Source organism: Vagococcus sp. 211, from assembly GCF_056322705.1.
In genome coordinates this window covers 817743-840527 of the sequence record NZ_CM150475.1, presented here as the reverse complement: position 1 = coordinate 840527, position 22785 = coordinate 817743, and the positions used below count along the sequence as shown (strand labels likewise).

The 22785-nt window shown below is 36.9% G+C and carries 24 protein-coding genes; 4 read left to right on the top strand and 20 right to left on the bottom strand.

Annotation, left to right across the window (positions count from 1 at the left end; translation table 11 throughout):
* Positions 1-55: 55 nt before the first annotated feature.
* Both ACVWM0_RS04195 and ACVWM0_RS04190 read right to left on the bottom strand, forming a co-directional pair.
* On the bottom strand, positions 56-748 hold the full coding sequence (locus tag ACVWM0_RS04195) for a ComF family protein (protein ID WP_476473377.1): 693 nt from the start codon (positions 746-748) through the stop codon (positions 56-58).
* 21 nt (positions 749-769) lie between these two features.
* Positions 770-2092: an ATP-dependent helicase ComFA gene (locus ACVWM0_RS04190; protein ID WP_476473376.1), complete on the bottom strand. Its 1323-nt coding sequence runs from the start codon at positions 2090-2092 to the stop codon at positions 770-772.
* A 97-nt stretch (positions 2093-2189) separates the two neighbouring features.
* Here ACVWM0_RS04190 and ACVWM0_RS04185 point away from each other — a divergent pair, with 97 nt between their 5' ends.
* Positions 2190-3116, top strand: a complete 927-nt coding sequence (locus tag ACVWM0_RS04185; RefSeq protein ID WP_476473375.1) for an alpha/beta fold hydrolase — start codon at positions 2190-2192, stop codon at positions 3114-3116.
* A gap of 57 nt (positions 3117-3173) precedes the next feature.
* Here ACVWM0_RS04185 and ACVWM0_RS04180 read toward each other — a convergent pair whose 3' ends face one another.
* Positions 3174-3563, bottom strand: coding sequence for a hypothetical protein (locus ACVWM0_RS04180; RefSeq protein ID WP_476473374.1), 390 nt, complete (start codon positions 3561-3563; stop codon positions 3174-3176).
* A gap of 37 nt (positions 3564-3600) precedes the next feature.
* Positions 3601-4158 carry a hypothetical protein gene (locus tag ACVWM0_RS04175; protein ID WP_476473373.1) on the bottom strand — a complete coding sequence of 186 codons (558 nt, stop codon included), beginning with the start codon at positions 4156-4158 and terminating at the stop codon, positions 3601-3603.
* 86 nt (positions 4159-4244) lie between these two features.
* Here ACVWM0_RS04175 and ACVWM0_RS04170 point away from each other — a divergent pair, with 86 nt between their 5' ends.
* Entirely contained in the window at positions 4245-4889 is a 645-nt protein-coding gene (locus ACVWM0_RS04170; protein WP_476473372.1) for a YigZ family protein, read from the top strand.
* Positions 4890-4918: 29 nt separating this feature from the next.
* Here ACVWM0_RS04170 and ACVWM0_RS04165 read toward each other — a convergent pair whose 3' ends face one another.
* The 4 genes from ACVWM0_RS04165 to ACVWM0_RS04150 form a co-directional block, all read right to left on the bottom strand.
* Positions 4919-5623, bottom strand: a complete 705-nt coding sequence (locus ACVWM0_RS04165) for a lysostaphin resistance A-like protein (protein WP_476473371.1) — start codon at positions 5621-5623, stop codon at positions 4919-4921.
* A 16-nt stretch (positions 5624-5639) separates the two neighbouring features.
* Positions 5640-6845 carry a hypothetical protein gene (locus ACVWM0_RS04160; protein WP_476473370.1) on the bottom strand — a complete coding sequence of 402 codons (1206 nt, stop codon included), beginning with the start codon at positions 6843-6845 and terminating at the stop codon, positions 5640-5642.
* A gap of 16 nt (positions 6846-6861) precedes the next feature.
* On the bottom strand, positions 6862-7848 hold the full coding sequence (gene galE / locus ACVWM0_RS04155) for a UDP-glucose 4-epimerase GalE (protein WP_476473369.1): 987 nt from the start codon (positions 7846-7848) through the stop codon (positions 6862-6864).
* A gap of 110 nt (positions 7849-7958) precedes the next feature.
* Complete coding sequence (locus ACVWM0_RS04150; protein ID WP_476473368.1) at positions 7959-8663, bottom strand: glucosamine-6-phosphate deaminase; 705 nt, start codon at positions 8661-8663, stop codon at positions 7959-7961.
* A 168-nt stretch (positions 8664-8831) separates the two neighbouring features.
* On the opposite strand from ACVWM0_RS04150, the gene ACVWM0_RS04145 reads away from it, so the two are divergent.
* Positions 8832-9722 (top strand): mechanosensitive ion channel domain-containing protein, encoded by an 891-nt coding sequence (locus ACVWM0_RS04145; RefSeq protein WP_476473367.1) that lies wholly within the window; start codon positions 8832-8834, stop codon positions 9720-9722.
* 93 nt (positions 9723-9815) lie between these two features.
* Here the strand turns inward: ACVWM0_RS04145 and glmS are convergent, their stop codons facing one another.
* The 11 genes from glmS to ACVWM0_RS04090 form a co-directional block, all read right to left on the bottom strand.
* Entirely contained in the window at positions 9816-11624 is a 1809-nt protein-coding gene (glmS, locus tag ACVWM0_RS04140; RefSeq protein WP_476473366.1) for a glutamine--fructose-6-phosphate transaminase (isomerizing), read from the bottom strand.
* Between the two features lie 339 nt (positions 11625-11963).
* Positions 11964-13322, bottom strand: coding sequence for a phosphoglucosamine mutase (gene glmM, locus ACVWM0_RS04135; RefSeq protein WP_476473365.1), 1359 nt, complete (start codon positions 13320-13322; stop codon positions 11964-11966).
* A 26-nt stretch (positions 13323-13348) separates the two neighbouring features.
* The gene (locus ACVWM0_RS04130; protein WP_476473364.1) at positions 13349-14380 is read right to left on the bottom strand and encodes a CdaR family protein; all 1032 of its coding nucleotides are present in this window, start codon (positions 14378-14380) and stop codon (positions 13349-13351) included.
* Positions 14367-15263 (bottom strand): diadenylate cyclase CdaA, encoded by an 897-nt coding sequence (cdaA, locus tag ACVWM0_RS04125; protein WP_476473363.1) that lies wholly within the window; start codon positions 15261-15263, stop codon positions 14367-14369. Before cdaA ends, ACVWM0_RS04130 begins: the two co-directional genes overlap by 14 nt.
* A 139-nt stretch (positions 15264-15402) precedes the next feature.
* On the bottom strand, positions 15403-15963 hold the full coding sequence (gene efp / locus ACVWM0_RS04120) for an elongation factor P (protein WP_476473362.1): 561 nt from the start codon (positions 15961-15963) through the stop codon (positions 15403-15405).
* A gap of 103 nt (positions 15964-16066) precedes the next feature.
* Entirely contained in the window at positions 16067-17404 is a 1338-nt protein-coding gene (gene glnA, locus ACVWM0_RS04115) for a type I glutamate--ammonia ligase (RefSeq protein ID WP_476473361.1), read from the bottom strand.
* A 26-nt stretch (positions 17405-17430) separates the two neighbouring features.
* Complete coding sequence (locus tag ACVWM0_RS04110) at positions 17431-17772, bottom strand: MerR family transcriptional regulator (RefSeq protein ID WP_476473360.1); 342 nt, start codon at positions 17770-17772, stop codon at positions 17431-17433.
* A gap of 109 nt (positions 17773-17881) precedes the next feature.
* Positions 17882-19132, bottom strand: a complete 1251-nt coding sequence (locus ACVWM0_RS04105) for a methionine gamma-lyase family protein (protein ID WP_476473359.1) — start codon at positions 19130-19132, stop codon at positions 17882-17884.
* Positions 19116-20360 (bottom strand): GTPase HflX, encoded by a 1245-nt coding sequence (gene hflX, locus ACVWM0_RS04100; RefSeq protein ID WP_476473358.1) that lies wholly within the window; start codon positions 20358-20360, stop codon positions 19116-19118. The genes ACVWM0_RS04105 and hflX overlap by 17 nt, the downstream gene beginning before the upstream one ends.
* 1 nt (position 20361) lies before the next feature.
* Positions 20362-21315: a tRNA (adenosine(37)-N6)-dimethylallyltransferase MiaA gene (gene miaA, locus ACVWM0_RS04095; RefSeq protein ID WP_476473357.1), complete on the bottom strand. Its 954-nt coding sequence runs from the start codon at positions 21313-21315 to the stop codon at positions 20362-20364.
* Positions 21312-22046 (bottom strand): glycerophosphodiester phosphodiesterase, encoded by a 735-nt coding sequence (locus tag ACVWM0_RS04090; protein ID WP_476473356.1) that lies wholly within the window; start codon positions 22044-22046, stop codon positions 21312-21314. Before ACVWM0_RS04090 ends, miaA begins: the two co-directional genes overlap by 4 nt.
* A 134-nt stretch (positions 22047-22180) precedes the next feature.
* On the opposite strand from ACVWM0_RS04090, the gene ACVWM0_RS04085 reads away from it, so the two are divergent.
* On the top strand, positions 22181-22348 hold the full coding sequence (locus tag ACVWM0_RS04085; RefSeq protein WP_476473355.1) for a DUF3042 family protein: 168 nt from the start codon (positions 22181-22183) through the stop codon (positions 22346-22348).
* Between the two features lie 37 nt (positions 22349-22385).
* On the opposite strand, the gene ACVWM0_RS04080 is transcribed toward ACVWM0_RS04085, so the two are convergent.
* Positions 22386-22784 (bottom strand): rhodanese-like domain-containing protein, encoded by a 399-nt coding sequence (locus tag ACVWM0_RS04080; protein WP_476473354.1) that lies wholly within the window; start codon positions 22782-22784, stop codon positions 22386-22388.
* Position 22785: the final 1 nt, after the last annotated feature.

The following is a 22785-nucleotide window of genomic DNA, read 5'->3' as shown; positions in this document are numbered from 1 at the left end:
TATACCTAAATAAACATAATATGACAAATATCTTTTCACTAAAACGCTTTTTTTATTACCTGGCTAGAGAATATGACTTAATACTATTGGGTTTTTCTCTCATCAAACACTCATAAGCATGGTACATGGTTCGTCCAGTCGTGTACACATCGTCTACTAAAACAATATCCGCTCCCTTAATTTTTGTTCTGAACTTACTATCAATATAAAAGCACTGAGCCATGTCTAAACGCTCTTCTTTATTTTTTGACCCTTGAGAAGAAAATCCCCTTCTTTTTTTCAAGACAGGGACATAAGGAATATGACTTTGATCTAATAATTCTTCTACTTGATTAAACCCTCGTTCTTTCCGTCTACTTTTTGATATTGGTATAGGGACAACGAGTCCTTTTTTTTCCTTCAATAATCCGTCATGTAATGATAAACAAAAAGCACGACTCATCTGAATATCTCCTTGAAATTTATAACGCTGAAAATAATCCCCCATCCCCTCGTTATAATGATACAATCCCTGATGCCTCATTTCCATTTTGGGATAGAAGGTAGCCCACTCCTTACAATCATGGCACACTTCTTCCCTAGCGATGACACGTCCACTGCAACACCGACAACTTTCTTCTAAATTGATTCGCTTAAACACCTTTTGACACCCCGAACAGCATTGATTGATTAAAGGGGTTCTAGAAAAAAACAAAGCTTTTAACGGCCATGTTGCGTTGTATTCATTTTTACAAATAACGCATTTCACTCGCATCACCTTCTCTTATATCTAGTCATGACGATTCATCTCTTTTATCTTACGAATGGATTCCTTCATCCCTCGACTTTGGACCTTGTAACAATAATACACATCACCTGTAGGGTATTCTTTTTTTCGTCCAACCCTACCTGCTATTTGTATCAAACTAGCAGTATTAAACACCCTGTGCTCCGCTTGCATCACAATGACATGTACATTTGTAAACGTCACACCTCTTTCTAGTATTGTTGTGGTCAGTAGCCAATCCCACTTCCCCTCACGCATCCCATAGACTCGTTCTTCTCGTCCTTTTGAGCTAGCATAGACATAACTCATTTTTTTATTAGGGTATGCTTTCTTTAATAGTTTATAATAAACCATCATCATTTCTATATTGGGGAAGAAAATTAAATACTTTTTGTTAGCCTCAGTCAATAATTTAGCTAGTTTACGAGGAATGGTTCCTTTGTTTTTCCAATCACTGACACTAGGGATATACAGACTTTTTGGCACAGGTAATGGATAACCGTGGTACCGTTGGAATGCTTGACTGATACCCAGTTCACCTTTACGAACCCTTTCTAATTCCTGTTTATCAGGAGTTGCTGTTAAAAAAACATGACTCCCTTTTGACTTTGTGGCTTTCTCCATCCCATAGGCTAACATCTCGTTCCCTTTATAAGGAAACGCATCTACTTCGTCTACCACAATCACATCGAAAGACGCTTTAAATCGAAGTAATTGATGCGTTGTACAAATGACAAAGGGACTATAAACATACTTTTCTGTTTGATTTCCATGGAGCAGTGCCATCCTCTCATCAGGAAATACCTCTTGAAACCTTGGGTACAATTCTAGGCAAACATCCACTCGTGGTGATGCTATAGCGATACGTTTCCCTTCTCCTAAAACTTTCTTAACCAAAGGAAATAACATCTCTGTTTTACCTGCTCCTGTCACAGCGTAAATCATATGATCTTGTCCTTTACGGTAAGAACGAATGACTTCTTTAGACACTCGTTCTTGTTGCTTTGTCAATGTTCCTCCCCATTTAAAATTAATCTTCCTTTTAGCAAGATTCTCCGACTCTTCCACATAGTAAAAAGCTTGCCTACTCTCCACTTTTCCAAGAATCAGACAAGATGGGCAGTAATAAAAAGGATGAGGAGCTAATGCCACCTTCACCTCTTCTCGTTTTTCAACCACTCCACACCGTTGACATTGAATGGTTTGATGTTGTGTCAGCATACAGGGGATTTTCTTGATCTTACTATTTCTTAGCAAAGGCTTTATGTCTACTGGTACTTCAGCCTCTAAAAGGTATCTTCCTCTAAAAAAATCTAACTCTGTCATTTTTATCACCTATAAAAAGATACGCTAAATAAGTAGTTTCCTTTTTTTAAATAGCTTATAATGATAAATAGGAACACACAATGAGAGGATGTACACTATGAAAAAATACTTTGTCATTGAATCAACAGATGAACAAACGGATTTAAATGGCGTTATCTGGCAAAACGAACAGACTAAATCACCGAAAGCCATTATTCAATTGGTTCATGGGATGGCTGAATATATTGAACGTTACGATGAATTTGCCTCGTTTTTAACCGAGCATCATTTTTTAGTCGTCGGTCATGATCATCTAGGACATGGCGATTCTATTCCTTTAGAAGACCCCGCCTATGGTTATTTTTCTGAAGGTGATAGCCCGTCAATTATTGTAGAAGATACCTATCAAATAACTCACTTTATCAAAAAACGTTACCCTGATATCCCTTACTTTATTTTAGGTCATAGCATGGGCTCCTTTGTCCTACGCAACTTCCTAAAAACTTATTCAAGCGAAGTAGATGGAGCGATTATTATGGGAACAGGGGCAAGAAAAGAAGAAGTTAAATTGGTCTCTAAACTTCTTAAGGGACTTAATACTATTAGCCCCAGAACGGTTAATCCTGCCATTGATCGTCTGGCTTTTGGTAGTTTCAATAAAAAAATCAAAAACCCTCAATCTTCTTTTGCTTGGATTAGTAAAAATGAACACAATGTCGCAACTTACGAACAAGATGACAAATGCGGCTTCATTTTTACCAACAATGGGTTCTACACCTTATTAAGCTTGATGGATACAGCCACTCAACGAGGTTGGTATCAAACCATTCGTACAGATTTACCTATCCTAATTATTAGTGGGGAAAAAGATCCTGTTGGAGATTATGGCAAAGGACCTCGTAAATTGGCCTTAGATTTAACAGAGCATTACTTCAAAGATGTCACCTTGCGGTTATACCATGATTTAAGACACGAAATTTTAAACGAAGAAGAAAAAGAAGATGTCATGTATGACATCTACGACTGGATGACTAGCCGACTATAAAAAAATAACGACCTCCAAGGATTAGATTTGATGTCTAACCCTTGGAGGTCGTTTTACTTATATCAGTTGTTCACCGACATTCTTTTTTATATCATCTAGTAGTTGTTTTCTATCCTGTTCTTTAAAAGGAAAAGCATGGAATGTTAATCTATTTTTATTATCGTATGAAAAGTCATAGCGAGAAAAAGACGTTATGTCCCCCAAGATATCTGGTGTCAATTCGTAGGTTTCTACGTAGGTTAGAAACGTTTCTTCAAAACGCACTCTGGACATGTATGTACTGTAAAATACCCACCCCATAACGACAGCAAACCCCAAATTAATACTCAGTTTCCATTTATTTACTGGTCCTGAACCAAGTAGCACATTCGCAAAATTCAATCCGTATAAAAGACTAAGAACTATGCCATATATCCAGCCACGTTGCTTTGTTGTCAATCGTCTCATCCAGTGTCACACTCCTTCAAAAGTTATTACCTCCAGTCTACTCTTTTTCACCTAATAATTCAAACGTGTCAAGCATCGCGTCTAAATGATTGATAATTCCTTCTGAAGGCTCTTCTTCACTCGTCCAAGCACCTAAATTAACAAAATAATCTGGTGTTTCTATCAAGTGCGTCCGATAAGTTAACCAGCGGTCTTTGGCATCTTTCATTTTAAAACCAAGATGGTACACATCTAAATCATGAACCGTTTTTTCTTTTGGTTCAGACACAATAACGCCACCGCCATCTGTTATTTTCTTAACAAATTCTTCTTGATAGTTCTCCAATGATTGTGTTTCTTTAGGTTCAAAACCTGCTGTCATCAGCGACTTAATATCTTTATTTCCTACTAAAAAAGCAATATTGGTATCTTTATCAGGAAACTTAACCCAACCATCGAGTAGCCTAAATCGGTAATCCATACCGTCAAAATCAAAGGTATACGTAAAAGCATCTTCTGGGCTGACTTCTGGTGTCGCTTTTTTATCTTCTTTAGGTGCTCCACAACCAACTAACACCACTAACAAAGCCATTAAGGCATAGTATAATTTTTTCATCTGTCTCATCCTCATCTGTCTAAATTTAAATATTTTCCTGTTTTGCTGTATACTGTAAGTATCAGTAAAAAAACTAGGAGGTACTTATGCTGCCACATTACTATACCATAAAACAAGATGGTCAAAGCGTTATTGAAATAAAAAAATCACGATTTATTTGCACCTTACAACGCATCGAATCAGAAGAAGAAGCCAAAGAGCTGATACAAGCATTAAAAAAAGAGCATTGGAAAGCCAACCATAATTGCCATGCCTATGTCTTAGGGGATAACCAGGATATCCAGCGTTCAAGTGATGATGGTGAACCCAGCGGAACAGCTGGTGTTCCTATGCTTGAAGTATTAAAGGTTAAGGAGCTGAGAAACGTCATTGCTGTTGTGACACGTTACTTTGGCGGTACGAAACTTGGGGCAGGTGGCCTTATTAGAGCATACAGTCAATCGGTTTCTAGTGCATTAGAGGAGATCGGTTTAGTTAAAGGAATGTTAAAACAAGGGCTGATTGTGACTGTGGATTACGGGACTCACGGTAAATTAGAACACTATATTAATAATAATACGGAAACCATCATCCTTGATGACACCCTCTTTACTGACAAAGTCACTGTGACTCTTTATGTAGACGAAGAACACACAGAAAAATACAAAGAAGATATTATTAATCTTCTTAGTAATCAATGCACCATCACACAAGGGGAAACTAAATACGTTGAAGTTGACCTCCCTCTATAACAAAAAAAGACAAGAGATATCTCTTGTCTTTACATAACACTGGTTAAAAATAGCACAATACCTGCTATAAGATTATTAAAGAAGTGGAACAACATAGAATCAACGATACGACCTCGTCTCTGATACGCATGATACATTAACATTCCTAAAGAAAAATACATTAAGAATGAGATAATATTAGAACTTTGATGTACCCCTGAAAAAGCTAATGACGTAACAATCATTGGTACCCATGTTGGTGTTTTTTTAAATAATAAATGAGTCGTCAAACCTCTAAAGATTAATTCTTCAAGGATAGGTGCTGCAATAGAAATAGATAAACTAAAAAGCAACAAGACGATGACGGGTGTTCCTTTCGTGAACATCCCTTGAATGGCTTCATCGTTAGCACTTGTACCTTCTCCATAAACGCCTTGCATCACTAGTGTAAAGACAACAGCTAAAACACGGCCAATTAAAAAATAAACCAAAGCACGGCCGACATCCCCTTTTTTAATGCTCCTATCTTCATCTCCTGATATTTTACGGTAGTATTTCCAAGTGAATTTTATAATCACATATAAAAGGAGCGCCCATACAATTGCCCCAATATATCCCCATATTACTCCTAACTTTGCTAACTCATTAACTAATAATACTGTACTGATAGGGATTTGTGATAATACAACAAACCCAAGTAAAATAACCACTGCTAATATAATAGATAATACCTTATTTTGTTTCTTCGCTTTCATCTATGTCCTCCTAAAATTATAATGTTTCAAAAAATTGGTACAATGCTTTTGCTCCTTCTTCTGAATCCTGAAAAAGTTGCATTTCTTTCAATCGTTGACTGACTTTTTCTTCCGTTGGCATCTTATCATCATATGAAATAATGCCCAAACTATCAGTGAGAGTCAACTCTTGCTCTCCTTGACTCAAGACTAAATCAACGATATATTCTTCTTCGTTTCTAACAATAATTCCTATTGGATGATTATTAGTAAACGCTTCGGATTTAGGAGTAATCCCCAATGAGGGATAAGAAAAATCTTTCCATTTCAAACTTAAATAATCAATGGCATTCAGCACCATGCGTTTATCTTTACCAGTAATTCTAATCGTCGGTTGATACCAATCCAGAAATTCTGTTTTAATTTGAATAAATCCTGGGATATTGAAGTCTCTAATCCCTTCAGCTTCGAATAAAGGAATCCTTTTCTTAAGCCCACCTTGAAAAGATAACGACTCTTGTTCAACGTTCGCGCTTTCGGCAAATGCCACAAAATAATGTGGAAACAAGTCAGCTAACTGAAACAAGTAACTCAATGTGTCTCTTGTTAAACTTTGAGACATTTTTGTTTCAGGAATAAACCAAGCGTGTTCTTCAAAAGAAGGATATGGATGAAAAGCATAACCCCAACTAGATTGATTCAAATTCATGCGAATCGCCCGATGATGTGCCAATGCCATACCTGACTCTTTATCTGTCATCCCCTCGTTAGATAAATGCAACATATCGGCATAATTTTTATCAGAGGATTCTTCTTTAATAAACAGCGTTCCATAACTCGTTGCCATCGGCTTATTGTCAAGCCAAGTAGAATGAATAAACAAGTTAGTTCTCATGACTTGATAAAAATAATCCGTTGCTACTTTAGGGTTTCCTTCGTACTGTTGTGCAAATAGAGCATTGAGCACTGATGGTGGTGGCGTTAACAAATCACAAATTTGAGCACGTAATGACTCTATTTCTTTCTTTGTACTAGCTATGCCATTAGCCACCGCGACATCCGTTAATTGAGAGACCAATTCGATGGGGGCAATTTCTTTAGCTTCTTGATGCGATGCTTTCACAGGAGGCTCACCAATCAATGCACTTAATCGATGCCTTAAATAAACCTGATCTAGGGCCATCCAACCACCTGTTTCAATCGCTACTTTAACAAAATCATTGATCATTCCTTCAATATTCACATCTTCACTCCTCTCATTATTTATAACCATTAATATGCGCACTGTGCCATTCCCAAGCAGAGCTTAATATTGTGGGTAAATTGGTATAACGAGGGATCCAGCCTAGCACTGTCTTTGCCTTCTCTGAGCCAGCGACCAAGGTTGCCGGGTCCCCTTGTCGACGGTCTCCCAAAGTGAAAGGAATCTCTTTTCCAGTAGCTATTACTGCAGCATCAATCATTTCTTTCACTGAAAAACCTTGACTACTTCCGAGATTAAAGACATTACTGTCTTGACCTTGTTTTAAATAATCTAGCGCTTTGACATGGGCATCTGCCAAATCAACTACGTGGACATAATCTCTAATGCATGTGCCATCAGGCGTTGGATAATCATCACCAAATACCGTCAATTTTTCACGTTTTCCTAGTGCTGTTTCTAATATAATAGGCACTAGATGAGTCTCCGGTGTATGATCTTCCCCAATGCTTCCGTCTAAGCTTGCTCCTGCGACATTAAAATAACGCAAAGCCACGTATTTTATCCCGTAAGCCTCATCGCACCAACGTAACATTTTTTCCATCATTAATTTACTTTCACCATATGGGTTTTTAGGTTCGGTTTTTTCCGTCTCTAGAATAGGCGTACTCTCAGGTTCACCATAAGTTGCCGCACTAGAAGAGAAAACAATCGATTCTATACCACAATGTTTCATCGCTTCTAATAAACACTGTGTGCCATACACATTATTGTCAAAGTATTTTAATGGCTCTGTCATCGATTCTCCTACAAGGGAACTTGCGGCAAAATGAATAACCGCATCCACTTTTTCTTTTGTAAAAACATCAATTAAAAAAGGAACATCTTTAATGTCTCCTTGATAAAAAACGGCCTCTTTATCTACTGCTGCTTTATGGCCTGTTAGTAAGTTGTCAATAACAACCACCTTATCACCATTTTCTACAAATGCTTTTACTGCATGGGAGCCAATGTATCCCGCCCCACCAAGTATTGCTACTGTCATATTACTCCTCCTAATTGTCTCTTATCTGTTCATTTTACACTAAATAAAACCATAAAACTATCTATAAAAAAAAGACAGGTTAAGATAACCTGTCTTTCCAGCTGCTATAATTATAATTTAGATGCAGCCGCTTCATCCACAATAACCGTAACATTTGGATGATTTTGAAGTGCACTTGCTGGTACTGCTTCGGTGATAGCCCCGTTAATCGTATTGTAAACCGCTTCTGCTTTTTTCTCGCCAAAAGCCATTAGTATGATTTGTTTTGATGCCATGATTGACTTAATTCCCATAGAATATGCTTTTGTTGGTACGTCTTCAATTTTTTCAAAATTACGGCTGTTTGCCTCAATCGTTGACTGTGTTAATTCTACTTCATTCGTCGTTCCCTCAAAAGAAGAACCTGGTTCATTAAAACCAATATGAGCATTTTCTCCAATACCTAGAATTTGGATATCTATTGGGTTTTCTGCTAATATTTGATCGTATCTTTCACACTCTGCTTTAGCATCTGTCGCTAAACCGTTTGGTAAATAATTTTTATTGAATGGCTTAGCATTGAATAAATGCTCATTCATGAAATAATAGTAACTTTGATCGTTATCAGCAGCTAGACCAACATATTCATCTAAGTTAACTGAAGTCATGTTCGTAAAATCTAAATCACTTTTAACCATCTCTTGGTATAAGGTTTCAGGGGTACTTCCTGTTGCTAAACCTAATGTTTTAACATTCCCTTGGGCCATGCTTTCCTTGATTAGTTCAAATGCTTTCTTTCCGCCTTCGATAGTATCTTTTACTTTGATAACTTTCATGATGATGCCTCCTGTTTTTTGGTATAGTCCAATTATATATTTTTTATCACTATTTTACAACACTTGTTTTACTTTTTTTGAGTATTTTAATTAAATAAGATGTTACATCTTTGACCCTCTAGCTATCTATGTTAGAATACAACATAATTACCAGAAAGGAGCGTAAAGATGATAGATTTCTTAAACCGATTCGAATCAAACCTTGTCAACGAAATTACAAAGATTTTTAATTCTCCGATTAATTACACCAATAATTTAACAAAAACAGTCTTAATCATTATCCTTAGTTTAGTTATTAACTGGGCTGTAAAAAAATTATTCTTGCCTACGTCAACTCACTTCACTAAAAAGCAACGAATAAAAAAATCAATCAATACTACGACGTTAATAATAGACTCTATCCTCATACTTATCATCTGGATTAACGCCTTGAATTCATTTGTTTTAATCACGATTGGGTTAGGGTTATTCATTATGGTACTTATAAGAAGCACCCTAGATAATATTATTGCCTGGTTTATTATCAGTAAACGTAACTACTTTAAACTTGGTGATCAGATTGAAGTAAAAGGGATGCTCGGACGCGTCGTGACAACTAGCCTTTTCTATTTTGAAGTGGCCGAAATTAAAAACTGGTTATCTTCCGATTCTTTAACCGGAAGGTACATTCGCATTCCAAATAAAGAAATTTTTGATGAGCCCATCGCCAATTATAACGGAATGGACCGATACATTTGGCATGAGCTTACCTATGTTTTAAGACATGATTCCAACTGGCAAGATGCAAAGGATATTATGCTTACAGAGGTTAACAATTATTACAAAACCATCTTAATTCCAGATTTTGACGATACCATGTATAAAAAATTAGACCTAGATATCTCTCCAGTGTTTAACTTAGATGTATCAGAAGCAGGTATCCACCTTACTCTACGGTATCTTGTTGATTATAGCCAAGGCGCTGCAACTAAAACCCTGTTACAAACACCTATTTTGACTGCCTTTAATCAACATTCTATGATTGAATTTGCTGTTCTAGATATCAGAGAAATTAAATAACACTTTTTATTTAATAGCTACTAAGAAATCCATACGAATTGACTAAATCATAGCAATTCGAATGGATTTTTTTGTTCTTATTAGTGATAGTCTCTATTCTACGGTAACACTCTTAGCTAGATTTCTAGGCTTATCTACATCTAGTCCACGTTGTAAACTAGCATAATAAGCTACTAATTGTAACGGTACAACACTTACAAGTGGTGTGATTAAGTCATGAACTTTCGGTAAAACAATCGTATCATCGTCATTAGATAAGTGTTCCATTGAGACAACGATGGTGTTTGCGCCACGACTCTCAACCTCTTTCAAGTTACCTCGCGTATGACTTGCCGCAACTGGGGATGTAATAACAGCTATAACCGGTGTGCCTTCTTCGATTAAAGCAATCGTACCGTGTTTTAATTCTCCAGCAGCAAAACCTTCAGCTTGAATATAAGAGATTTCTTTTAATTTCAAAGCGGCTTCCAAGGACACAGCATAGTCAAGTCCTCGGCCAATGTAAAAGGCATTTCTTGATTCTAATAAATAGTCATGACTTAATTTAGCAAATAACTCTTTGTTATCAACTAGGCTATCCATTGCTGAAGCAACCAAACCTAATTCATGTGCTATATCAAACTCTTCAGCTAACTTATTTCCCTTAGACATTCCCACAGCTTTAGCTAAAAATAACATGACAGCAATTTGTGACGTATAAGCTTTTGTTGATGCCACAGCAATTTCTGGCCCAGCATGTAATAACAAGGTATCCGTTGATTCTCTTGATAATGTTGACCCTTTGACGTTAGTAATAGTTAATGAAGAGTGACCCAATTCATTGACTTTTACTAATACTTGGCGACTGTCTGCGGTTTCCCCGCTTTGGCTTAAGAAAATGAAATAAGGTTTTTCAGATAGCAATGGCATATCATAGCCAATTTCACTTGCCACATGAACTTCAACTGGAATACGGGTCATTTTTTCAATAATGTCTTTCCCAACAAGTCCAGCATGCCAGCTCGTTCCACAAGCAACCACATAAATACGATCAGCCTGTGACATTTTTTCAATCACAGAAGCATCAATTTGTATGTTTTCCCCTTCTGGTAAGTATGCTTGCGTAAGTTTTCTGATAACTGATGGTTGCTCGTCAATTTCTTTTAGCATGTAATGAGGATATAGCCCTTTTTCAGAGTCCTCTGCATCCATTTCAGCTTCATATGAATCTCTTGTCATTTCTTTCAATGAAGGATCGAGAATCGTCACGTGATCTTTTGTTAAGACAATGCGTTCCCCGTCCATGATTTCTACAAAACGATTGGTTTCACTAATCATCGCCATGGCATCACTACCTACTAAATTGAAGCCATCACCTAAACCAATTAATAATGGGCTTTTGTTTTTAGCTAAATAAATAGTATCGATGTTCTCTAAATCAATTAAAGCAAAAGCATACGATCCTTCAACTACTGACAACATTTTGTTGAAAGCCTCAAAACCTGTTAGTCCATCCTTCGCAAAATGTGCTACCAATTCTACAATGATTTCAGAATCCGTTTCACCGCTCATATCAACTTCTTTTAAATAAGTCGTTTTTAATTCATTGTAGTTTTCAATAACACCATTGTGTACTAATGAAAATCTACCATCTTTAGACACATGAGGATGCGCATTTTCTTCACTAGGAACCCCGTGAGTCGCCCATCTAGTATGGCCAATCCCTGTGCCATTATTGTCTTTATCTGATACTAAAGCTTCTAGTTCAGCCACACGTCCTGCAGTTTTCATTAAATAATGTTGTCCTTCATTAACGAGCATAATGCCTGCTGAATCATAGCCTCGATACTCTAACTTACGTAAACCTTCTAATAAAATATTTTTTGTATTATCATTTCCCACTACGCCTACAATACCACACATCTGACATTTCCAACTTTCATATAGAGATTTGTTTCTATCTGCTTAGCTCGTCCTTTGTTAAAACATCACTGCTTTGTTTTATGACTTGCTTATAGAGTGCAGTCCCTAGAACCATCCGCCGAATCATTCGATGAGTTCTCTCCTCGTCACCTTACATAAGGTCTGGCGCTATCCTTTTAATTGGTATACTATCCTCCTTTGTTCTTTTTCCATAGAAACAAGACAATCATACATGGATTACGATACCCCGTCAATAAAAAATGACTGTTTTCATCATATTTTTCACCAATTGGTATATATGTCTTTTGATAAATAAAAAAAGACTAGAAATATCTAGTCTTAATCTAATCCTATTTCAGCAACAACAACTGCTGCAATTTTATCAACATAATAATTCACTTGTTCTGTTGTTGGCGCTTCAGCCATAACTCTTAATAAAGGCTCAGTACCTGAAGGTCGAACTAATACGCGACCGTCACCATTCATCTCTGTTTCAACTTCTTCAATTACCGCTTTAATAGCTGGTACATCCATAGCGCCATGTTTATCTGACACTTTAATGTTCACTAACTTTTGTGGGTATTCTTCGATTTCAGCTACTAATTCTGATAATTTCTTACCAGTATCTTTCATAACGTTCATCAATTGAATCCCTGATAACAAGCCATCACCTGTTGTATTGTAATCAAGGAATACGATATGACCTGATTGTTCTCCGCCTAAGTTATAGCCAGATTTACGCATTTCTTCTACCACATATCTATCGCCAACTTGTGTCGCTAAGGCATTCATTCCAGCATTCTTCACCGCTTTATGGAAACCTAAATTACTCATTACTGTAGCAACAATGGTATTTTTATTTAATAAATGTTTTTCAGCTAGATATTTACCGCAAATGTAAAGAATCTTATCTCCATCGACAATGTTTCCTTTTTCATCCACTGCAATCACACGATCTCCATCTCCATCAAAGGCTAGACCTAAATCAGCTTCTTTTTCACAAACAAAAGTAGCTAATGCTTCTGGATGAGTTGATCCTACACCATCATTAATATTAATGCCGTTTGGACTAACTCCCATCGTATAAAAGTCTGTTTCTAAATCTGCAAACAATCGATTAATAATAGGTGTTGTTGCACCATTTGCACCGTCTAAACAAACAGAAAGTCCTGATAAGTCACCAGGTATAGTCTGTTTTAAAAATTGAACGTACTTTTGAATGCATTCTGGGTAGTCGTCTAATGTGCCTAATCCATCTGCTGAAGGACGTGGCAATTCATCCACTTCTGCATCTAATAATGCTTCAATTTCTGCTTCTTCTTCATCAACAAGTTTGAACCCATCTGATCCAAAAAACTTAATGCCATTATCTTCTGCTGGATTATGTGAAGCTGATATCATTACTCCTGCAGCAGCTTTTTGTGTACGTGTTAAGTAAGCAACACCCGGTGTTGAAATAACACCTAGTTGAAGCACTTCAATACCAACGGATAATAACCCCGCAATTAATGCTTGTTCTAATAATTGTCCTGATATACGCGTGTCTCTAGCCACCAACACTTGTGGTTTCTCTGACTCATCTTGATGATGTTGGCATAGGACATAACCGCCACATCTTCCAATTTTAAATGCTAGTTCAGGTGTTAATTCTTGGTTTGCTACCCCACGAACACCATCTGTTCCAAAATATTTTCCCATATTATTAATTCTCCTCGTGTCATAAGTTATTCTGACTCTTTTGCTTCACTCTCAGAAATTTTATCAGACTTTTCTGTAGATGTCGATTTTTCTTTTGTACTAGTACTTGTATTTTCATTTGGTATAACTGTCACAAATACCGTTTCAGGATCCACTGTTACCTCTTTAGGCACAACGACTATGTAGGAACTGCTAACTGTTTCCCTGATATTACTTGTATCAATCTTCAAATCAATGGAATTCATTTCATCCAAAATATGTTTAGGCCCTTCAATGCTCACTTCATCTTCTTTCACTGAAAAAGTGTAGTCTTTGACCCCTCTTGGAATCTTACCTGCTTGAATCGGATTAATTTTTACTTTTTTAGTCGGAACATCAACTGCTACATCTACTTTAACGTTGTCTGGATTAATGTCTACATCTAAGGTTTCTCCCTTGTCATTGATAGCATAGACTTGAACTTTTTGTGAAAAATCTTCTGTCACATCTGTTCTATCACTTACCCCAGCAATCACTCGACTAACTTGACTTAACACTTCATCTCCAGCAGATAAAGTAACAGTTGGAGGTGTTGTCGTTGCTGATTTCATTTCATAGCCTGGCGCAAATATCTTAGGGTCGATAGCTGGTTGAACTTCAAACGTATTGAGCTTTCTTTTCTCTACGGTCACATGAAGCTTAGAAGGATTCACAGTTCCTTTCACAGAATTAGGTAGCCCTACAATTTGAAGAGGAACCTCAAATGTCCCTTCTTTGTACTTTGTCAAATCCATAACAATCGAAAAACTTCTGGTTTCTGAATTGGATTCTTTGTCTAACAAAATTTTGTTAGAGCTTTTCAAATTAACGGTGACAGTAGGTTCATAGCCGGATATAAAATATTTCTCATCATTATAAGTAACATGAACAGGAACATTTTGTGAAATAGCCTCTAAGCGTTCAAAACTCGGCTTATTATTTTGATCTTTCAATATCGCGTTAGCGTTGTAATAAAGTAGTATCGCAAAAAATAGAGAAAGAATACGGATAAACCAAGGTGCTTTACTATCTTTTTTCATTCTTGCGTCCTCCCTTGATTGTATTGACTGCATCATCTACAATTTGGGCGACGATGTTTTTCTTCTCAGGTTCTGTCGGTTCATTTAGTTCTTTTTCTAAAATATCCAAGTACGCCTCTCTTGATAAATGAGGAAGGAAACTGTTGTGATAAGTAATACTCACATCACCTGTTTCTTCGGATACAATGATCGTCAACGCATCACTCACTTCGCTTAATCCAATGGCCGCTCTGTGCCGTGTCCCGTACTCCTTAGGTATCATAGAACTTTCCGATAATGGTAAATACGAACATGCCGAGGCAATTTTATTCCCAGAGACGATAACAGCACCATCATGTAGTGGTGTGTTTGGAATAAAAATATTAATCAATAATTGGCTCGATACATCGGCATCTAAAGAAATACCTGTTTCTATGAATTCTTTTAAGCTGTCCTTTTTTTCAATACAAATCAACGCACCAATTTTACGCTTAGACATATACTGAATCGATTCATCTAAGCCCTTAATAAATAGCGTTCGATCGTCAGCATTTTTTTTAACAGGTCTGAATAACGCCCCTCTACCTAAATGCTCTAGACCACGTCTAACTTCTGGTTGGAAGATAACAATCGCTGCAATGACCCCGTAGGTGATAACTTGCCCCATTAACCAGGATACTGTATTCAAGCCCAACCAATCGCTTAATATTCTTACGATGATAATTATAGCAATCCCTTTAAATACCTGAATCGCTTTTGTACCATTTAACAACATAATTAATTTGTAAATCACATACCATACAACAAGAATATCCAATAGATGGATAAAAATACCTGGCGTTAAATTACTAAAAAAATACTGCCATACACTGGGTTTGAACAAGTCAAGAAAATTCAGATCCATCTTGCCTGTCCCCCTCTCTTTTTTAATCATTCTCTCTAAAAGTATAGCATAACTCTTATCAAATTTTAAATCTTCTCACATGATTAATACATTTATAACCATTTGGGCAAAAAGTAAAGCAAAGTCTAAAAGACTTTGCTTATTTTGCACGTTTAATATAACTACCATCTGAAGTGTTTACTTCTAATTTTTCGCCAACTTCGATAAAATCAGGGACAGATACAACTAAACCTGTTTCCATTTTAGCTGGTTTACCAGAACCTGTCACAGTTGCACCTTTAATAGATGGTTGTGTTTCAGCTACTTCTAGTACCACACTTGTTGGTAAACTAACGCCAACAACTTCTACTTCGTAAAATTGAATTTTAACAACCATGTTATCTAATAAATATAATAACTCTTCTTCAATTACGTCTGCAGGAATTTCATATTGTTCATAAGTCGATAAATCCATAAATGTTGCAATATCATCTTGGATGTATAAATATTGTACTTCTTTACTGTCAATATGTGCTTTTTTCACTTTTTCATCTGGACGCATTGTTGTTTCAGTTGTCGCGCCAGAACGTAGATCTTTAAGCTTCATTCTCATAACAGTGTTACCTTTACCAGGTTTATGATGATTCGCATCTAACACTTTAATTAGTTTTCCGTCTTTCTCAAATGTCATTCCTGCTCTTAAATCTACTGCTGATATCATTTTCCATCACCTCTAAGTTATTTTCGCTTCCTATTTTACCATACTTTTTGTTTTTTTTCTGAAATAATAAAAAACTACCAGTAAAATACTGGTAGTCTATAGATTAATACATTTCTAAGTACTGTTCTCTTTCCCATTCTGATACTTGTTCTCTAAAGGCTGACCACTCCATACGTTTTGCTTCCACAAAATTATTAAAAATATGAGAACCAAGCGCTTCTTTAACTAATTCATCTTCTCTCATCGCTTTTACTGCGTTATGAAGTGTTGAAGGTAGGTCAGAAATACTTGCTTCTTTCCGTTCTTCCTCGGTCATAACATAGATGTTTCTATTAACTTCAGCGGGAGGATTCGTTTGGTTTTTAATGCCATCTAATCCCGATTTTAACAGAACTGCCATAGCTAGATAAGGATTAGCCGTTGGATCAACAGAACGTAACTCAAGACGGGTTGACATGCCTCTTGAACTTGGCACACGAACTAAAGGCGATCTATTCTTTCCACTCCAAGCCACATAAACTGGGGCTTCGTATCCTGGTACTAATCGTTTATACGAATTAACAATTGGGTTACATACCGCTGTGTATCCACGAGCATGCTCTAATAACCCACCTAAGAAATGATACGCTGTTTCACTTAATTGGTCTTCTGTTGTCTCATCAAAGAAAACATTCCCTTTTTCATTAAATAAAGACATGTTAATGTGCATACCTGATCCGGCAATACCATAAATCGGTTTTGGCATAAAGGTTGCGTGCAAGCCATGTTTTCGAGCAATGGTTCTAACCACTAATTCAAAGGTCTGAATGTTATCACATGCCTCGATTGCATCTGAATACTTGAAGTCTATTTCATGTTGTCCTGGGGCACATTCATGATGAGAGGCTTCTACTTCAAAACCTAGATTTTCTAATTCTAACACAATATCACGACGGCAGTTTTCACCTAAATCTACAGGAGCATAATCAAAATAACCACCATTATCATTTAATTGATTAGTTGGACGACCATTCTCATCTAGCTTAAATAAGAAGAATTCTGGCTCTGGTCCAATGTTAAATTCTGTAAATCCTAATTCTTTCATCTCTTGCATCACACGTTTTAAATTACTACGAGGGTCTCCAGCAAAGGGTTTGCCATCAGTCCCATAAACATCACAAATTAAACGAGCTACTTTTCCTTTATCACTTTCCCAAGGAAAAATCATCCAAGTTGATACATCTGGATATAAGTACATATCACTTTCTTCAATACGTACAAATCCTTCAATAGAAGAACCATCAAACATCATTTTGTTATCCAATACTTTGTCTAACTGACTAATTGGCACTTCTACGTTTTTAATGCGTCCTAGAATATCAGTAAACATTAAGCGTAAGAACCTAACATTTTCTTGTTGTGCGACTTCTTTAATTTGTGCTGCTGTTTTATATTTCCCCATGTGTTCATTCCCTCTTCTGTTTACCATTAAAATGGCTGATTTTTGTTTAGTCCGCTCTCTTTCATTAAGTCACGGTACAAAGCTATCCGGATTTTCTCTTCCGATATTTTTTCTTCTTCTGCTACCACTTTTTGAAATTGCTTCTTGATGTCTTTAATAGAGAACCCCTCATCTAACAACTCTTTGATTTCAAGTAAGACGTCTATCTCATTCAAAGAAAACAAGCGATTATTGCCTGTATTCCGTTCAGGCGTTATTAAGTCATGTTCTTCGTAATACCTAATTTGCCGAGCAGATAACTCCGTTAATTTCATCACAGAACTCATCGGAAAGACTGATAAATTGCGTCGTAATTCTTTTTCACTCAACTAGACCACTTCCTTACTGAAAGGTTAAAAAAAGAATAACAGTATCTAAAAAAAAAGTCAATTATCTATGTTAGATAATCTAACATGATAATCAACTTTTTTTATTATTTTAGAAAAACACATGATTCACCGCTTCAGAAACAGCTAATTTAACGTGTTCATACGTCAAACCACCTTGAACATACAGCTGATAAGGTGGACGAATTGGTCCATCGGCAGTTAATTCTAGACTTGCTCCTTGAATAAACGTCCCCGCTGCCATAATCACATCGTCCTCATACCCCGGCATATAAGCTGGGATTGGTAAAACATGGGCATCAATCGGAGAAAATTTTTGTATCGCCTGACAAAAAGCAATCATTTTTTCTTGATCATTAAGAGCAATCATTTGAATCAAATCTGTTCTAGGTTCATGCCATTTCGGTGTCGATTCAATCTCAAACTCTTCTAACAACGCTGCTGTAAAAATAGCTCCTTGAATGGCTTGACTTACAGCATGCGGGGCTAGAAAGAACCCTTGAATCATTTCGTGAGTGCTGTAAATCATCGCTCCTCCTTCACCACCAACACCAGGTGTTGTTAACCGATAAGCGGCTCTATTCACTAAGTCCTGTCGCCCTACAATATAGCCACCGGTTTTGACAATGCCGCCACCAGGATTTTTTATGAGGGATCCGGCCATTAAATCCGCCCCCACCTCAGTCGGCTCTATCTCCTCAGCAAACTCACCATAGCAATTATCAACAAACACAATCACTTCAGGGTTAATTTTTTTTACGTAAGCGATCATTTCTTTTATTTGAGCCACAGTAAATGACGGCCTAGCATCATAACCTCTGGAACGCTGAATACCAATTACTTTCGTTGTTTCCGTCATCTGATTTGCCACTTCTTTAAAATCAACTTGTCCGTCCTCTGTCAATAAAACTTCGTTATAACCAATATGATATTCTTTAAAGGAACCAATCCCATCCCCGCTTGTTCCAATGACTTCATGTAGGGTGTCATAAGGTCGACCAGTTATGTACAATAAATCATCTCCAGGTCGCAATATACCAAATAATGCAGTCGCGATAGCATGAGTCCCAGATATTAGTTGCGGCCTTACTAAAGCTGCTTCCGTTCTAAACACACTGGCATAAACTGCCTCTAAAGCCTCTCTTCCCATATCATCGTAACCATATCCTGTAGAAGGGGCAAAATGTGCTTCTGACAATCGATGCTCTCGAAAAGCCTCTAAAACTTTCCCTTGATTTGTCAGCGCCACATCTTGTATTTTATTTCGCTCTTCTGTTATTTTAAAATCAACGCGTTGAATCACAGCTACTAAATCTGGGTGTAGTTTACCACTCCAACTCATCTGGCTCTTCCTTTCTAATCCACTTAGAATTTTCTTTCGCAAAACCAGTTACGTCGTATCCATTTTCTTCTTCATCAAACTCATAATGCACTACCATAGTATCTTGCTGCATCTGGCTCAATTGATACAATTCATGAGCGGGCAATGCCATGTCGTATGGAACTAATACTGTTTTCATCATCTCTCTAATGTGATGTGTTAATAAATCACTGTGTTCAGGTATCTTAGCGGATACTAAACAGCTAGGAAATAAACTTGGAACAAACGTCTCGGTATCAATTAAATCGGCTTTATTATAGACGGTCAATACAGGCGTATCGTTCATATCTAAAGACTCTAATAATTTCAGTACGGTTTCTTCTTGTTGGTGACGATTCTCACTCGTTGCATCGACTACGTGAAGCAACAAATCCATCCCCTTACTTTCTTCAAGGGTTGATTGAAAGGCTTCAATTAATTGTGTCGGTAAATCTTGAATGAATCCTACAGTATCTGTCAACGTTGTTTGGAAGCCTTCCGGCAAGGTCCATTGCTTTGTTAATGGGTCTAAAGTAGCAAATAATTGATCTTCTGAATAGGTTCCAGCATCTGTTAATAAATTAAGAATAGTTGATTTACCCGCATTTGTATAACCAATTAACCCAATTTGAAAGACATTGCTGTCCCGACGTTTTTGACGACTTCTCTCTCGGTGTTTTTCCGTTTGTTTTAATTCTTCTTTGATTTGAGTTACTTTGTATCTAATGTGTCGGCGATCTGTTTCTAATTTCGTTTCACCAGGTCCTCGGGTTCCAATTCCTCCACCTAACCTAGAAAGAGCTGTTCCTTTTCCTACTAGGCGTGGTAGCATGTAGTTCAACTGGGCCAATTCCACTTGTAATTGACCTTCTTTTGATCTAGCTCGTAAAGCAAAGATGTCTAGAATCAACTGCACTCGATCAATCACTTTAATTCCTACAATTTCTTCAATAGATGTTGTCTGCCTTGCTGTCAATTCATGGTTAAAAACAATAGCATCGGCTTCCGTAGATAAGACTAAGGAGTGAAGTTCTTCAAGTTTTCCTTTACCCACAATGGTCCGTCGGTCTAGATTTTGCCTTTTTTGATCTAATCGCCCCACTACTTCTCCTTGAGCCGTCTCAGTTAAATTAACTAACTCTTCCATCGAGGCCTCAAATGTTCGATAATTATTTTGTGTTTCTACTCCTACAATAATGACACGCTCCATCTTATCCACCTTCTTTTTCTATCCACTTACGGATGTTTTCAATTAACTCAATCGTCATTGTTGGATCACTTACAAGATCCCACCATTCCACTGTCATTCGGTTTCTAAACCATGTTAACTGGCGTTTCGCATATTGGCGAGAATGTTGTTTCACTTGCTCTATACAAGGCTCTAATGAACTCTCGTGAGAAAAATGAGGAAAGAACTCTTTGTATCCGATTCCTTGGCTTGCTTGTACAAGGCCCAATTCATAGACATATTTCGCTTCCTCTAACAACCCCTCAGTCATCATTTGATCCACGCGGTGATTAATCCGATCATACAAGACCTCTCTATCAGTCATTAAGCCGATTAATTTAACATCATAAGAACTTTGATTCAAATCATGTAAGTCAACGCCTTGTTGATCCGTGATACTTTTGCCTGTTAAACGCTTCACTTCTATAGCTCTCATCACTCGCTTTTCATTGTTTTTATGAATAGTCAAAGCGGCTTTACTGTCAATGCGCATTAATTCATCCCACAAAGCGTCCCCACCTTGTGTTGACACTAAATCAGTTAATTCTCGTCTTAGTGCTTCTTTTTCTTTTTGATCTTCTTTATTTTGACTCCCTAAATCAAAATCAAACAAAAGAGACTGTATGTACATGCCAGTCCCACCTACAATAATCGGTAGTTTTCCTCTAGAGGCTATGTCTTCGATGCATCTTTGTGCCTGTTCTTTAAACGAAAAAGCAGAGTAAGTATCTTCTGGTTCAGCCACGTCTATTAGATAATGTGGGATTCCTTCCATCTCTTGAGGTGTTACTTTAGCTGTTCCAATGTTGAGGTTTTTATAAACCTGTAAAGAATCCCCACTAATAATTTCGCCATTAAAGGTTTTCGCCACGTCAATACTTAGTGCTGTCTTGCCGACAGCTGTTGGTCCTACAATAACTACTAACGGTTGTTTCACTTTTGATAGTCCTCCCTTATTCGTATCGCTCTCTCTGGAAAATCAGTATGGATGCCTTCTAATCCTAACGACAGACACAATGAAATGTCCTCATCCTCATTAATCGTCCAAGGTCTCATATTTCCTTGATATTCCATTAATTTTTCTTTGTTTTTCTTAATCCAAAATAATGAAGGGTGAAAGCCCTCAATATAAGACGTTTCTTGACTAAAGCGTAACGTCTTAGGTGACCGGTCCAATATCGCAGCCTTTTTCGTCTCAGGATCAATGCTTTGTAATCTTTTCAATGTTTTAGTATTAAAAGAAGAGTACATGTACGTCCCTGGAAAAGAAATCGCTTCTAATTCTTTCACCATCAACTTCTCTATTCCTTTGTATCTAAAACGATCTGTTTTGACTTCAATGTTTAATATTCCGTTAAATGCTTCTTGTTTTAATAGTGCTAATACCTCTTTAAAGGTTGGTACCTTTACCCCTTGATACTTCTCATCGTACCAACTTCCTGCGTCTAATTTCTTAATTTCTACCAGCGTTAAGTCCTTAACAAAACCCTGACCATTTGTCGTTCTATCTACTGTTTCATCATGTATCACCACTAAATGATGATCCTTGGTTAATTGTATGTCTAATTCAATACCATCAGCCTTCACACGACATGCTTCTTTAAAAGCGTTTAACGTGTTCTCTGGATGAGTTCCCTTACTACCCCTATGAGCAAATATTTTTGTCATCTCATCATCTCCAATCATGTATTAGTTTAACACTATTTTTTTAAAATAACACCAATCCTATATGTTATCACTAGATTTTTTTGTCCATTTAAGTCATAATGGTAATGTATATTAAACGGAGGAAGTGATAATCAATGAAGAAATTCACATCAGGATTTTTAGCAGGTACCACTGTGACATTAGCTGCTTTAGCTAGCGTTGCTTTTGGTGTTAAAAAAATCGTTATCGAACCAGTTGAAGAAAAAGAATTACAAATCGATGATAATCGTAAAAAAGCGATGCGTAAAAGTCGCGCTAGATAATAAAAAAAGACGCCTTTTATGGCGTCTTTTTTATTATCTATTTTGTTTTTCCTGTCCATTCACTGTAACCGCCACGTAAAACAAAAATATCAGTGTAACCTTCTTTTTTCAATAATGTTGCCATATAAAGAACAATAGATTCATTGTTATCATATAAATAAATCGGCATGTCTTTTCTAATAGCTGTCAGGTATTCTTTATGTGCTCTTGACACAGTATAAGGGACACTGCGAGCGCCTAAAATATGTCCTTTATTAAACTCTTCACGCTCACGCACATCAATAATCTGTGCTTTTCGACTGTTTTTTTGGAAATCAGCTTGATCTAACAACTGTGCTCCAGAACGCTTTCTCTTGAACCAGAAAAACAAACGGTAAAAACCATATCCTAGTAAAAATAAAATAATAACGCCCCATAAAAATTTAACAAATCCCATT

What these genes read in the sequence shown, in the direction of transcription:
- ACVWM0_RS04190 (WP_476473376.1), bottom strand. Translation starts at nt 2,092, where the DNA reads ATGACAGAGTTAGATTTTTTTAGAGGAAGATACCTTTTAGAGGCTGAA.
- ACVWM0_RS04185 (WP_476473375.1), top strand. Translation starts at nt 2,190, where the DNA reads ATGAAAAAATACTTTGTCATTGAATCAACAGATGAACAAACGGATTTA.
- ACVWM0_RS04180 (WP_476473374.1), bottom strand. Translation starts at nt 3,563, where the DNA reads ATGAGACGATTGACAACAAAGCAACGTGGCTGGATATATGGCATAGTT.
- ACVWM0_RS04175 (WP_476473373.1), bottom strand. Translation starts at nt 4,158, where the DNA reads ATGAAAAAATTATACTATGCCTTAATGGCTTTGTTAGTGGTGTTAGTT.
- ACVWM0_RS04170 (WP_476473372.1), top strand. Translation starts at nt 4,245, where the DNA reads ATGCTGCCACATTACTATACCATAAAACAAGATGGTCAAAGCGTTATT.
- ACVWM0_RS04165 (WP_476473371.1), bottom strand. Translation starts at nt 5,623, where the DNA reads ATGAAAGCGAAGAAACAAAATAAGGTATTATCTATTATATTAGCAGTG.
- galE (WP_476473369.1), bottom strand. Translation starts at nt 7,848, where the DNA reads ATGACAGTAGCAATACTTGGTGGGGCGGGATACATTGGCTCCCATGCA.
- ACVWM0_RS04150 (WP_476473368.1), bottom strand. Translation starts at nt 8,663, where the DNA reads ATGAAAGTTATCAAAGTAAAAGATACTATCGAAGGCGGAAAGAAAGCA.
- ACVWM0_RS04145 (WP_476473367.1), top strand. Translation starts at nt 8,832, where the DNA reads ATGATAGATTTCTTAAACCGATTCGAATCAAACCTTGTCAACGAAATT.
- glmS (WP_476473366.1), bottom strand. Translation starts at nt 11,624, where the DNA reads ATGTGTGGTATTGTAGGCGTAGTGGGAAATGATAATACAAAAAATATT.
- glmM (WP_476473365.1), bottom strand. Translation starts at nt 13,322, where the DNA reads ATGGGAAAATATTTTGGAACAGATGGTGTTCGTGGGGTAGCAAACCAA.
- ACVWM0_RS04130 (WP_476473364.1), bottom strand. Translation starts at nt 14,380, where the DNA reads ATGAAAAAAGATAGTAAAGCACCTTGGTTTATCCGTATTCTTTCTCTA.
- cdaA (WP_476473363.1), bottom strand. Translation starts at nt 15,263, where the DNA reads ATGGATCTGAATTTTCTTGACTTGTTCAAACCCAGTGTATGGCAGTAT.
- efp (WP_476473362.1), bottom strand. Translation starts at nt 15,963, where the DNA reads ATGATATCAGCAGTAGATTTAAGAGCAGGAATGACATTTGAGAAAGAC.
- glnA (WP_476473361.1), bottom strand. Translation starts at nt 17,404, where the DNA reads ATGGGGAAATATAAAACAGCAGCACAAATTAAAGAAGTCGCACAACAA.
- ACVWM0_RS04105 (WP_476473359.1), bottom strand. Translation starts at nt 19,132, where the DNA reads ATGAGTTGGAGTGGTAAACTACACCCAGATTTAGTAGCTGTGATTCAA.
- hflX (WP_476473358.1), bottom strand. Translation starts at nt 20,360, where the DNA reads ATGGAGCGTGTCATTATTGTAGGAGTAGAAACACAAAATAATTATCGA.
- ACVWM0_RS04090 (WP_476473356.1), bottom strand. Translation starts at nt 22,046, where the DNA reads ATGACAAAAATATTTGCTCATAGGGGTAGTAAGGGAACTCATCCAGAG.
- ACVWM0_RS04085 (WP_476473355.1), top strand. Translation starts at nt 22,181, where the DNA reads ATGAAGAAATTCACATCAGGATTTTTAGCAGGTACCACTGTGACATTA.
- ACVWM0_RS04080 (WP_476473354.1), bottom strand. Translation starts at nt 22,784, where the DNA reads ATGGGATTTGTTAAATTTTTATGGGGCGTTATTATTTTATTTTTACTA.